The sequence below is a fragment of the Glutamicibacter sp. St.4D3 genome (assembly GCF_059728615.1).
The window spans coordinates 1,249,108-1,261,833 of sequence record NZ_AP039380.1 but is presented as its reverse complement, the minus strand read 5'-3'; the positions used below and the strand labels follow the sequence as shown (position 1 = coordinate 1,261,833).

Sequence of the window (12,726 nt, the reverse complement as noted above, 5' to 3'; positions counted from 1 at the left end):
CGGCTACACAGCAAGAGTTCTGATGAATCCCGTGATAATGCAAAGCTTGAGCAGGCCCAGAGGCCGGGTGAACATCGAATACTGAGTTCACGAGCTCAAAAATTTTATCCGAGAGATAGATTGTCGACCGAGCTAGAGTTCTGAGACCGAAAGCCCTCTACCGACTGCCCTATTTAAGATATAGGGACAATTATTTCAGGTAACGCTATTCCCTTTTTGCCGGGAATACCAGCGCAAAGACGTTTATGAAAAATTCAAGAAAGATCTGAAACGAGATGGATGATATTTCATCTCGAGGAGACTAATTACTACTACGGTATCACACGAAGCGGACTCCGCGTCGTTCTTTTTCCGCTTTACAGTCGAACCTGTCGGTTATTCGCTGAGCGCAATCGCAGCCGCCACGCGCGTTAACGCTTCCTCGCTACTGAGTTGCAAGAGGCTTGCGATCATACTGACCATTGTTTCCCCTAGTCGAGCCAGTATCGCCACAGCTTGCGCATTACCGCCCTCGAGCTCAGATGCGATGAGGAGAAAAGCTTCTCTGTCCTGGCGAACTAGAGAGGTGAGTAAAGCGATTCCTAGTGCTGCTTCCGAGCTGTTACTCATGAAGTGTTCCCGTCGTTGACGATGAATTTGGATGATACTTCGGTACTCGCGGCGTAAAGTTAGCAGCGTTTTGAGCATATCAGTTTGCTTGCCCGATACTATCGAGCGGAAGTAATTGGAGGCAGATGTAGACCTCAATCAGTGGTTCCATCACCTGCACGTCATTGTCCGTTGTTTGGGTACTTCGAAGCCCCACGCCGACTCTCTCGATTGTGGTCACAGGGGATGCCAGCACATTACTCTGGCAACTCACATCCAGCGTAGATAGACTGAAGCTATAGGAGTTGAGACTTTCAGTTCTTTCGACTGAAAAGTCGCCGCTACCACCCAAGGACTCTGCACTTGAGTAGCATCACTTCCACCCTGCCCACCCCTCCACCGGCCACTTCAGTGCGGCCCGGGGATCCCAAAAGCTTCTTCCACGTCAAGGCCCTGGTCAGCGACGCGGGACTCAATGGACGGCGCCGCGGCCACTACCTAGGCATGGGCCTGGTCCTGCTGGGTCTGCTCGGTGGGACCATCACCGGGTTCATCCTGCTTGGTGACAGCTGGTTGCAGCTGCTGATGGCCGGGGCGCTGGGAATCCTGCTTACCCAGTTCGCGTTCCTGGCCCACGAGGCCGCACACCGCCAGATCCTCTCCTCCGCCAAGACCAATGACAAACTCGGACGCCTGCTGGCCAACGGCGTGGTCGGCATCAGCTACCAGTGGTGGATGAACAAGCACAACAAGCATCACGCCACGCCGAATACGGTGGGCAAGGACCCGGACATTGAATGGGACACCATCTCCTTCCAGCCGGCCGACGCACAGCGGCAAAAGGGTCTGCTGAAGTGGATCACCGAACGCCAGGGGTATTTGTTCTTTCCGCTGCTGACCCTGGAAGGGCTGAACCTGCATTTTCAGTCCATCAAGTACCTGTTCGTGGCCAAGCGAGTGAAAAACCGCAGCCGCGAAATCACCGTGATTGTCTTGCGCGTGGCCATCTATCTGGCCTTGATCTTCGCCTTCCTTCCGATCGGCATGGCGTTCGCCTTCATCGGCGTGCAACTCGCGGTTTTCGGCATCTACATGGGCGGCTCCTTTGCCCCCAACCACAAGGGCATGCCCATGGTCCCGAACAACATGCGCATTGACTTCTTCTCCCGGCAGGTACTCACCAGCCGCAACGTCATGGCCAAGAGCCGGTGGGGCAACGAACTGCTCTCCATCATTTACGGCGGGCTGAACTACCAGGTCGAACACCATCTGTTCCCCTCGATGCCGCGAGCCAACCTGGCCGAGGTCTCCCGGATTGTGCGCGCCTACTGTGCCGAACACCAGATCACCTACACGGTGGCCTCGGTGCGCCAGTCTTACGCGCAGGTGATCCGATACCTGAACAAGGTTGGACTCTCGGCCCGCGATCCCTTCGACTGCCCCATGGTGTCCGCCTACCGGCAGTTCTAGTCCGAACCCCCGGGCGGGAAAGCTTCGGGCGGCTTGTTGCCGGCAATGTGCGCAGTTGCGTTCGAGAGCAGCGGTATGTCTGAAACACCCGGCGCATATTGCTGGGCGCGCTCGGCCTCTTTGACCGACCGTCGAGCCCATAGTGACTAGTCAGGATATTTTCTGTGAGGTCTGTTGCAATCGACTGATCTGGGCAAGACTGGAACCATGACACAACGGGCGAACCAAAGATTCGAGAATCGGGAACAGGCCGGCACTTCTCTGGGGCTGGCGTTGGCAACTCGGCTGGAGGCCGGCGAGTACGTCGTGCTGGGGCTGCTGCGCGGGGGCGTGCCCATCGCCGCGGAAGTGGCCAGGGCGCTGGGCGCGGAACTAGGCGCGCTGGCCGTACGCAAGCTCGGGGTGCCCAGCAACCCGGAGCTGGCCTACGGTGCGATGGCCTCCTACCGCGGTTTCTCCGGACGCTACCTCAATGAGGGAATCCACCGTCGTGCCAAGGAAGGCTTCGGCAGCGCCCAGCTGGACCGGGTGGAGGCCGAAACCGAACAGGCGCTGTCCGAGCTGGCCGAGGTGTTCCAGGAGTATTCACCGGACCTGGCCGGGCGGATCGTGGTGATCTGCGATGACGGGTTGGCCACCGGAGCCACCGTCAAGGCGGCGGTCGAACTGGTCCAGCAGCTGGAACCCGAGCGGATCATCATTGCCGCACCGGTGGCACCCCCGGAGGTGCTCAACGAGTTGTCGCAGGTCGCCGACGAAGTCGTCGCCTTGCTGAAGCCAGGGGGTTTCACCGCCGTGGGAGCCTACTATGAGCAGTTTCAGCCGGTGGAGCGGGACCAGGTGCTCGCGCTGCTGCACAGCAAGGCGTGAGCCACCGGTCATCGGTCCTGGATGGTTCTAAGACGCTATGCCAGCAGGCGGGTCCTAGTGCCCCACCACGGTGGCGATCCCGTGCCCCTTGCGCTGGTCAATGATGGCGACCACCAGGGTCAGCACGACCATTACCGTGATGGCGATGAAGCCCACGGTCATGGCGGTGTTCCATTCGCCGGTCAGGTGCTGGGTGCCGTAGAAGATTGCGGTGATCACCGCGATCCCCACCGCGGTACCGATGCGCTGGGACGTCTGCATCAGACCGCCCGCACTGCCCGAGTTCTCCACCGGAACATCCATGAGGGTCAGCGCCTGGTTCGGGGAAATGATCGAACCCTGTGCCACGCCGATAAAGCTCAGCGTCAGCAGCAGCCACCAGATGCTCACCTGGTCCTGGGCGTTGAGCTCCACAATCGCAATGGTGGACACCAGGCCGACCAGTGCACTGAGGATGCCCCAGATCACCAGTCGCCGCCCGAACTGGACCACGTACTTGCCTGCAATATGGGAGCTGGCTGCGGAGGCCAAAGCGGCCGGAAGACCGACCATGCCCGCCTGCAGCGCGGTCAGTCCCTGGCCCTGCTGGACGTACACCGCCACCAAAACCCAGACGCTGGTCACGCCCATGAAGTAGAGCCCGGCAATGATGTTGCCCAGAGTGAAGGAGCGGATCTTGAACAGCTGCAGGTCCACCATGGGTTCGCGGCCACGCCGCTTGTAGTTCTTCTCCCAGAGAATCCAACCACCCAGCAGCGCAAAGGCGGCGGGCAGCAGCCACCAGGTCCAGGGGGTTTCCCGGCCCTGAACGAAGGGAAGCATCAGGGCCAGGATCGACAGGCCAAGCATGATGCTGCCCACCGGGTCGAGGTCCACCCCATGCCTACGCTTCACCACGGCCGCAGCTGCGGCGTCCGAGGGGTCGCTGGCGGGAACCTGAAGCTTGCGGAATAGCGGCCGCGGCAGCCAGCGCAGCGCCAAGACAATGGCCAGCAGGCCAATCGGCACGTTGACCAGGAAGGTGGAGCGCCACCCCAGGTCCTCCCCCAGTCCCTGCACCAGGAAGCCGCCAAGTACCGGACCAATGGCAACCGAGAAACCGACCACGGTGCCAAGAGCGCCGTAGGCACGGCCTCGTTCTGGCCCGTGGAAGTATTGCTGAATCATGCCCAGCACCTGCGGGTTCAGCAGGCCCGAGCCCAGGCCCTGGATGAAGCGGGCAATGTTCAGGCTGGTGGCATCGGGGGCCAATCCGGCCAGGATCGAGGAGAGCGTGAAGATGACCAGGCCGCTGAGGAAGATGGCGCCTCGCCCAAAGACGTCCCCGGCGCGGCCAGCGGCCACCAGCACCACGCCGAAGGTCAGCGCGTAGCCGGAGAGCACCCACTGGATATCCGATTCGCTGGCGCCCAGGGTGTTCTGGATGGCGGGCAGGACGACATTGACAATGCTCACTCCGACCAGGGACATGAACATGGTGGCCAAGAGGACCATCAGCACCCGCCAGCGGGTTGCCTCATCCATGGGTGCCTCACCGGCAGCACGATTCTCAGCCATTCCATCCCTTCACGACCACCTGCCGGCTCAACGCCGGGATTACTTCCATAGGAAGGCTATCTGAGATGCTCCGTGCCGCCACGAACGGGGTCGAACTAGCCGACACATTGAGCCCAGACGATGCCACGTTCCTCAATGTGGGAAACGGGCGTCGGGAGGAAAATGAACCTGGTGGTCGCGTTGGGGCCTAGCCTCGTACTGCTCAACTCCGTTGCGTCGGCAAATTATTCCCTGACCTGCCAACCAGTCATGAACCGCCGCAGGAAATGAGACCGGCAGGGCGGGTAACTGGTCCCCGCCCTGCCGGACTGTCTAAACGGTCGCGCTCCCCTCGGCCGGCCACTGTGGTGCGGTCGGCTTCAGCGTGGCCCCGAGGCAGCAGTTCAGCGAGCACGCTCCACTGCCCGCAGCGAGCGGACCGCCGGGCGTCACGGCTGGCAGCTCCGGCGATTCCCCGCGAACCTGCGCCGCCCGCTCCAGGGCGAGGTCCACCAGCCCGCTCACGAAGGATGCGGAAGTACCCACGGTGTCCGCCCGCACGAACTGCAGCTGCAGTTCCTCGGCCGTGGCGGCGGCTTCCGTATCCAAATCGTATTTAACTTCCATGTGATCCGAGACGAATCCCAGCGGAACCACGACGACGCCATCGATGCCCTCCGCAGCCAATTCGCGCATGCGGTCATTGACGTCCGGTTCGAGCCACGGGGTATGCGGGGATCCCGAGCGTGAGCAGTAAACCAATTCCGAAGGCAGCCTCTGCTCTTCGGGCAGCTGGCCCTCAACCCACTGGATGAGCTGTTCGTGCTCGGCCTGGTAGCCGGCGGTATACCGCTGCGAGGCGTCTTGCATGGTCGCGGGAATGGAGTGGGTGACATACAGGACCCGGTGCGTGCCGGGGTCCAGCTCCCCCACATTCTGCTGGAATTCGCACAAGGCACGGCGCACGCACTGCAGTTCTGCGTCAGCGAAGCCGGGATGGTTGTAGTACTGGCGGACCTTGTCGAAGGACACCTCAATGCCGTCCTCGGCCAGTGCCTGAACCGTCCCGCCGAAGTCTTCACGATACTGGCGGCAGGAGGAGTAGCTTGAATAGGCAGAGGTGGTGATGGCCAGGAATCGGGTGGCTCCGGTTTGCTGGGCATGCTTTCGCACTTCATCGGTGAGGTAGGGATCCCAGTTCCGGTTCCCCCACAGCAGCGGGATCCGGATATCGCGCCGCTGCAGCTCCTGGTTGAGGGCATCGAGCAGATTCCGGTTTTGCTCGTTGATGGGTGAGCGGCCGCCGAAGTTGTAGTAGTGCTCGCCCACTTCCACGAGCCGCTCGTCGGGGATGCCGCGGCCCCGGGTGACATTTTGCAGGAAGGGCAAGACATCCTCCGGCTTTTCCGGCCCGCCGAAGGACACCAGAATCAATGCGTCAAAGGGTTCAAGGCTGGCATTGCTCATGTTGGTTTGTTGGCCTGGCCCGTGCACAGCGGGCAGTCGGCCCGTCCTTTCTTCAGAAATGGAAAGCGATAACGATCATCGGGTGTCGCCAATGGTCCAGTCTTCGGGTGCGCGATAGATCCAGCAGAAAGTTGAGGTGCCCCTGCCATAGGGTCTGGCGAAGGAGAACCTCGATATTCACTAGCTTAGCTAGCTATATTCTTGGCGAGAAGGAACGGAAGCGCAAATCCGGGAAACGAAAAACATCACCGAGCCGCCGACTCGAAGCAGGTTGGCCCGTACCCTCACCGTTGCCTGGGGCCAATGATGGCCCCTAGAGCAGAGCCAGCAGATCCCGTGAACGGCGATGCCACATGTTCCCCGCCAGGCCCAAGTGCCCCACAATGAAGAACAGGCCGCCGGCGATGAAGCCGTAAATCATGACCGGCCAGGCCAGCGAGGCGTAGATAATCACCCCGAGCCCCACGGCGATCAGCGCGATATCGGCCCACCACCAGCGCAGGAAATGACCGAAGACCGGCAGGAGCAGGATCGCCGGGAACACCAGCAGCCACAGCTGGTGATACAGCGTGAAGACCGCGTGGCCATGCAGCAGCAGGGTCGCCAAGAGCAGCACCGCGCCAATGGTTCGCCAGATCCACCCCGCCCGGCCCATCGCCGAGCGCAGCAGCACCCACGGGACGATCGCCTGGGAGTAGAGCAGGACCGTCACCGGCCAATAAAACATGCCAATACCCAGCCCGGCCAAGATGGAGACGACGCTCATCACCACGGCCCCGAGCAGCTGCAGCCAGATCGCAGCCTTGTCGCGCAGGATCAGCGGGGTGAGGCTGAACAAGGCGGGGACCAGGGCAACCAGCGCGGCCGGCAACAGCTCGGCGTTGAACCAGGTTCCGGCCTGCCGTGCCTCAATGTACCCAAAGCTGACTTCCCCCTCGAAGCCCAGGCCGAGGGCGCCGGCCACGTCCACACTCATCGGCGCCTGCGGGGCGAAGAGCAGCACCGCGGCGGTCAGAAGCGAGAACGCGAACGTGGGCCACGCCAGGATCCGGGTGAGGAACTCAAACCCGCTGGAGACCTTCAGCTCCTGCGGTTCGACCCGCTCGAAGCCCGCGGCGATCCGCTGCACCGGGCCGAGGCTGTCCAGGATGTCCTGCTTGTGCCGCCCCCGGCGCGGCAGCCTAACCAGCTGGGCCCGGGTGTGGGCCAGCACGTCCTCGCGTTCGGCGGCGCTCAGTCCGGAAAGGGCCTGGCGCAATTCGTCGAGGTACTGCCGGGCGGCTTTGGGCAAGCGGGCGGCCATTAATGCTCCTGCGGTGGTGGAAGGCGGGTTTTTCTTATCGTGTCATATCGCCGACGCAATCCAGCGGTTTGCCGCCTTGATTCCCGGACACTAAGGCACCGGGCCGGGTGGGTTCGGGGATCTGCTCCCCGTCCCACCCGGCCCGGTGCCGGCGGCGGCGCCAGCGCGCCGCCGGTAGTCCTTGCCTAGTGCACGCTCGGGATCTTGGCGGTGCCGTCCGCGTGGAAGCCCTCCACACCCAGCGAGCGGTGACGGGTCTCGCCCACCCACAGCACGGCCGCGGTGGAGATGACGGTCAGCACCATGATGTAGATGGCGATCGAGCCGGACCAGCCGGTGGTCTCCAGCAGCACCTGGGCCACGGTGGCCGCGAAGGCGCCGCCGAGGATCGCGCCGATGGCGTAGCCGATCGAGATGCCCGAGTAGCGGATGTGCGCCGGGAACATCTCGGCGTACATGGCCGACTGCGGTCCGTAGGACAGGCCCAGGCCGATGGTCAGCACGAAGATCGCCACGGTGTACAGCACGATCGAGCCGGTGTCGATCAGCATGAACATCGGGATCATCCACACGAAGACGATGGCGTAGCCGATGACGAAGGTGTTGCGGCGCCCGATCTTATCCGAGAGCCAGCCGCCGACCAGGGTGAAGATTAGCCAGCCGAAGGAGCCGATGGTGGTGGCCAGCAGCACCGGGGCCATCTCCAGGCCCAGCACCTTGGTGGTGTAGGCGATGAAGAACGCGATGACCAGATAGCCGGCGGCGTTGTTCGAGATGAAGATCAGCGCGGCCTGGATGACCTGCTTGGAGTTGGTCTTCATCAAGTCCTTCAGCGGGGTGTGCTCCTCGCTCTTACGCTCGGCCATCTCCTTGAAGACCGGGGATTCCTCCAGTGCGCGGCGGATCAGGTGACCGACCAGGATCAGCACCACCGAGAGCAGGAACGGAATACGCCAGCCCCAGGCCATGAACTGTTCGGGGGTCATCGACACGCGCAGCACGTACAGAATGCCGGTGGCCAGGATCATGCCGATCGGAACACCGATCTGCGGGAAGGCGCCGAAGTAGCCGCGGCGGCCCTTCGGTGCGTGCTCCACACTCATCAACGCCGCGCCGCCCCATTCGCCGCCGGCGGAGAAGCCCTGCAGCACACGCAGCAGCACCAGCAGGATCGGTGCGGCAACACCGATCTGCGCGTAGGTGGGCAGCAGGCCGATCAGGGAGGTGGCGATGCCCATCAGGATCAGGGTCATCACCAGGATCCGCTTGCGTCCGAACCGGTCACCGAGGTGCCCGGCGATCACGGCGCCCAGCGGACGGAAGAAGAAGGAAATGCCGATCATCGCGAACGAGAGGATCTGCGCGATGCCCGGGTTCGACTCACCCAACGGGGCGAGGAACAGCGGGGTGAGCAGGGTCGCGGTCAGCTGCGCGAAGATGAAGAAGTCGTACCACTCGATGGTGGTGCCCACCAGGGTGCCGGCTAGAACGCGCCGTTCTTCCTGTCTGCGGGTAACAAGCGAGGTAGTCATGAGTGCCCTTGAGTTTGCGAGATTCCGAAAATCTGATTACCGACCGTTCAGACGGTAACTCAGATCACAATCATAGGCCACGGGTGAGCCTGCTCACAACAAGATTTTTCTACACTCCGAGAACGGACTCTTGACGAGTGGTTTTGCCGCACGGATCAGGGCTTGAACAGCAGTTCGTAATAATCGCGGAGCGCCGGGTAGTAATCGGGATCAAAGCGAATCGCCTCTGGATCCTGGCCTGCGGCCGCGGCCAGCAGGCGGTCCAGATACAACTCCCACCCCGGGCCAATGGAGCCAGCCTGGGTGGGCTCCAGGTTCGGCATCACGAACTCCAGCAGGCTTCCCTCCGGGTCGCTCAGTACCTGGAGCTGCAGTCTCCACACCTCCCCGTCCTGCGGGGAGGATTCAACCACGAGACGATGGGTGGAGGCATCACAGTCAATGAGGCGCATTTCCATTGCGGGCCTTCCCTCCTCGGCATTCAGCGTCAGCTCTACGCTCCCGCTGGCCGGATCCCCGGACCACGGTCCGATCCACCGGTCGGTTTCGGCAGGTTCGGTCAGTAATTTCCAGAGCTCCTGTTGGTCAATGGGGAAGACCCGCAGCAGGCGCAGTGCCCCATCCTCGGTTTTGCTTCCAGTCGGCGTCGCCGTCATGATCCCACTCCCCTGTTCTTCCTGACCGGCCGATGTCGACCCGCCGGCGGATGATGCTCGCGATCGTGGCTTGTAGGCTAACAAAACACCGTTCGTTTCCATAGGGGCGAGCAGAGGCCTCTGTTGCCATTCCCGGCGACCGGCGCGGGAACGTGAACCCGGCTGAGAATATGTGAACGAAAGCAGTCAGCAGTTCAAAAATCGAACTGGCTGTTCGATTACAGAATGATTAGGATGCAGGTAGGGCCACGCCTTGGGCGCCAGGCCCTGCACCCATTCTTTTGGGCGGGCCACCGCCCCTCGGCAGGACAAGGATCATGTCAGCTTCCCAGACTCTCTCCCGCGGTGTACGGATGCTCGAAATCGTGGCGGACTCCCCCACGAACCTGAGCATCGCCGAGATCGCCGAGAAGATGGAAGTCCACCGCTCCATCGCCTACCGGATTCTGCGCACCCTGGAGGATCACCGCCTGCTGGCCCGCGACGAGGCCGGGCGGATCCGACCCGCCTCGGGCCTGGCCACCCTGGCCCGCTCGGTGCAGCGGGATCTGCAGAACACGGCGCTGCCGGAACTGACAAAGCTGGCGAACACTTTGTCCATGACTGCGTTCGTTGCGGTGTGGGAGCATGACCTGTGCACCACCTTGGTGTCGGTGGAGCCGGCCCACTCCCACCGGGCCATTGTGCACCGTCCCGGAACCCGGCACGGCATGGACGTGGGCGCCCCGCCCATCGCGATTCAATCCAACTACACCCGCAGCCAATGGGATGCCATGAACACCGGGGTGGACTACCGCGAGCAGGTGCGCGACGCGAAGATCAATGGGTATGCCAGCAGCGTGGATGAGGTCATCCGCGGCGTGACGTCCCTGGCCGTGCCCCTGCACACCTCCAACACGCTGCCAGCCGCGCTGGCCGTCGTCTTCGCAACCAGCACCGTGCAGGAACACGAGAAGATCGTCCGGGCGTTAAAGGAATCAGCGCTGGTTATCAGCGAGGATCTTTCCTAGGAAGACTGGAACACCGAAAGCAGATCCACCCACAAGACCCACTCATCAACGGACAATGAGGTCTTCAGGCAATATCGGTGAGTGACAACAAGGAGCATCGGCTGGCCGCCGGATGGCGGCCGGTTGAATCACGGTACTGGCTGCTTCGCGCGGCCAGATCAGAATCTGGAGGTCATCGTGTCCACGTCCGAGAGCCACACCCCGGATGGGTCAATGCCACACACCCACCCCAACGAACCTCACGACAACCGTATCGGCCAGAAGCTGAACTGGCTGCGGGCCGGGGTTCTTGGAGCCAATGACGGGATCGTTTCCACCGCGGGTGTGGTCGTCGGCGTTGCAGCCGCCACCCCTGGAAATCTGGGAGCGATTGCCACGGCTGGCATCGCGGCTCTGGTCGCCGGCGCGTTCTCCATGGCCGGCGGCGAGTATGTCTCGGTCAGCACTCAGCGCGACACCGAGCAGGCGCTGATTGCCAAGGAGAAGCGTGAGCTGGCCGAGATGCCGGAGGAAGAACTGCAGGAACTGGCCGGAATGTACGAGGCCCGGGGCCTGAGCCCGAAGCTGGCGCATCAGGTGGCAGCGGAGCTGACCGCCCATGACGCGCTCGCTGCCCATGCCGAAGTGGAATTGGGCATTGATCCCGAGGAGTACACCAGCCCCTGGGCTGCCGCATTCTCCTCCTTTATCGCCTTCACCGTCGGTTCCCTGATTCCACTGATCATGATCCTGCTGCCGCCGGAATCGGCGCGGATCATCGTCGCCGCGGTGGCCGTCGTCATCGGTCTGCTGCTGACCGGCTGGATCAGCGCCGCCTTGGGTGGCGCCCCGCGCTTGCGGGCCATCCTGCGCAACGTCGTGATGGGCAGCGCCACCATGGCGGCGACCTACATCATCGGTCTGCTCTTCGGCGTGGCGATCAACTAAGCACGAACACCGCTTCCAGCCCGCAAACCGGGTTTCAACGGCAACAGCGGCCCAGGACACGATACGTCCTGGGCCGCTGTTGCTTCCCATCCAGGGCCGGTGCTAGCGAACGTTGGCCAGCTGTTCGGAGCGGGCCACCAGCATCTTCATGAACATGGCGGCCAGGGCGATCACAACGGCGGCACCGGTGCACACCCAGAAGGCCCCGGAGTAACCCATGGATTCGGCAAGCAGGCCGGCCAGACCGTTGCCGATGGCGGTTCCAACGACGATGCCGGCCGAGAGCATGGTCATCACCGTGGACAGCCGTCCGGCCGGCGCCACCTCGCCGCCCAGGGTCATCACCACCACGATGATCGGTCCCACGCCGAAGCCGACCAGGAACAGCATGGCGAGCATGAATCCGGTGGACTGGGGCAGCTGCAGCAGCAGGCTGGTCAACGCCAGGAAGGAGGCGGAGGCGATCCAGCGGGAGGTATGCCGGAACGCGGCGGGCCACATGGCCACGGAGATCGCGGCGATGGCACTGGACAGGCCCACGGCACCATAGAGCATGCCGCCGCGGTTGGAGTCACCCATGGCGCCGGCGAAGGCCAGGGTGCCGGCGGCGGAGGAACCGAACACGGTGCCCAGGCCGATCATGCCCAGCACCATGGCGCTGATGGCGGCCACCTGAACCTTTGTGGCCTTGGCGTGCCGCGAATCCTTCGGGCTGGGAATCACCGAACGCTCGGTGGAATGCAGGCCAAAGATCGGGACCAGGATGATGGTGAGCACCGCGGCAATGATCAGCGGCAACGCCGGGTTCAGCGCCGAGGCCAGGAAGCCCACGGCCACCGGCCCCAGCACGAAGCCCAGCTCGTCAAGCATTGATTCAAGACCCAGCGCCGCGCCGAGCACCTTGGGCCGCAGTCCGCGCGCCCGGGTCATGGAGATCCAGCGGACACGGGACATGGGACCCACTTGGGGGCCGGTCGCCCCGGTGAGCAGGCTAACGGCCACCAGCGCTGCCACCGTGACGGCGTCACCGCGGCTGCCATACCAGGTCAGAACCGCCAGCATCAGGGTGTGCAGCAGGGCCGCGGTCAGCAGCACCTTGCGCTGCCCAATCCGGTCGGCCACGTAGCCGATCGTTGGTCCGCCCACGGCGGAGCCGAGCCCCACCATGGCGGCCGAAAGCCCACCCAGGGCATAGGAGCCGGTGCTCGCGGTGAACAGGGTCATCGACCCGATGGTCAGCATGGCCAACGGAAGGCGTGCAAAGAACGCCAACGGTAGGTAGCCGCGTCCCACGAGCGGGACCAAAGAAGAGTATCCAGAAGAACTCGAATTGTCCGCGGCCGAGGCCTGGGACAAAGACTTTTGGG

The 12,726-nt window shown here is 62.9% G+C and carries 11 protein-coding genes; 4 read left to right on the top strand and 7 right to left on the bottom strand.

Going from position 1 to position 12,726, the window contains the following annotated elements; translation table 11 throughout:
• Positions 1-375 precede the first annotated feature (375 nt).
• Positions 376-687: a hypothetical protein gene (locus AC6I21_RS05795; protein WP_497763182.1), complete on the bottom strand. Its 312-nt coding sequence runs from the start codon at positions 685-687 to the stop codon at positions 376-378.
• Positions 688-951: 264 nt separating this feature from the next.
• On the opposite strand from AC6I21_RS05795, the gene AC6I21_RS05790 reads away from it, so the two are divergent.
• Positions 952-2,058, top strand: coding sequence for a fatty acid desaturase family protein (locus AC6I21_RS05790; RefSeq protein WP_246049793.1), 1,107 nt, complete (start codon positions 952-954; stop codon positions 2,056-2,058).
• 207 nt (positions 2,059-2,265) lie between these two features.
• Positions 2,266-2,928, top strand: a complete 663-nt coding sequence (locus tag AC6I21_RS05785) for a phosphoribosyltransferase (protein WP_497763181.1) — start codon at positions 2,266-2,268, stop codon at positions 2,926-2,928.
• 54 nt (positions 2,929-2,982) lie between these two features.
• Here the strand turns inward: AC6I21_RS05785 and AC6I21_RS05780 are convergent, their stop codons facing one another.
• The 5 genes from AC6I21_RS05780 to AC6I21_RS05760 form a co-directional block, all read right to left on the bottom strand.
• Positions 2,983-4,485, bottom strand: a complete 1,503-nt coding sequence (locus AC6I21_RS05780) for an MFS transporter (RefSeq protein ID WP_497763180.1) — start codon at positions 4,483-4,485, stop codon at positions 2,983-2,985.
• A gap of 312 nt (positions 4,486-4,797) precedes the next feature.
• A complete protein-coding gene (locus AC6I21_RS05775; RefSeq protein ID WP_346922860.1) occupies positions 4,798-5,931 on the bottom strand; it encodes a ferrochelatase in 1,134 nt (377 codons plus the stop codon).
• Between the two features lie 313 nt (positions 5,932-6,244).
• Positions 6,245-7,234 carry an HAAS signaling domain-containing protein gene (locus tag AC6I21_RS05770; RefSeq protein WP_497763179.1) on the bottom strand — a complete coding sequence of 330 codons (990 nt, stop codon included), beginning with the start codon at positions 7,232-7,234 and terminating at the stop codon, positions 6,245-6,247.
• A gap of 185 nt (positions 7,235-7,419) precedes the next feature.
• Positions 7,420-8,766: an MFS transporter gene (locus tag AC6I21_RS05765; protein ID WP_138925996.1), complete on the bottom strand. Its 1,347-nt coding sequence runs from the start codon at positions 8,764-8,766 to the stop codon at positions 7,420-7,422.
• 155 nt (positions 8,767-8,921) lie between these two features.
• Positions 8,922-9,422: an SRPBCC family protein gene (locus AC6I21_RS05760; RefSeq protein ID WP_138925995.1), complete on the bottom strand. Its 501-nt coding sequence runs from the start codon at positions 9,420-9,422 to the stop codon at positions 8,922-8,924.
• A 317-nt stretch (positions 9,423-9,739) separates the two neighbouring features.
• On the opposite strand from AC6I21_RS05760, the gene AC6I21_RS05755 reads away from it, so the two are divergent.
• The gene (locus AC6I21_RS05755; protein WP_138925994.1) at positions 9,740-10,432 is read left to right on the top strand and encodes an IclR family transcriptional regulator; all 693 of its coding nucleotides are present in this window, start codon (positions 9,740-9,742) and stop codon (positions 10,430-10,432) included.
• A 213-nt stretch (positions 10,433-10,645) separates the two neighbouring features.
• The gene (locus AC6I21_RS05750) at positions 10,646-11,359 is read left to right on the top strand and encodes a VIT1/CCC1 transporter family protein (protein ID WP_138178207.1); all 714 of its coding nucleotides are present in this window, start codon (positions 10,646-10,648) and stop codon (positions 11,357-11,359) included.
• 102 nt (positions 11,360-11,461) lie between these two features.
• Here AC6I21_RS05750 and AC6I21_RS05745 read toward each other — a convergent pair whose 3' ends face one another.
• Positions 11,462-12,652, bottom strand: coding sequence for an MFS transporter (locus tag AC6I21_RS05745; protein ID WP_497763178.1), 1,191 nt, complete (start codon positions 12,650-12,652; stop codon positions 11,462-11,464).
• Positions 12,653-12,726 lie beyond the last annotated feature (74 nt).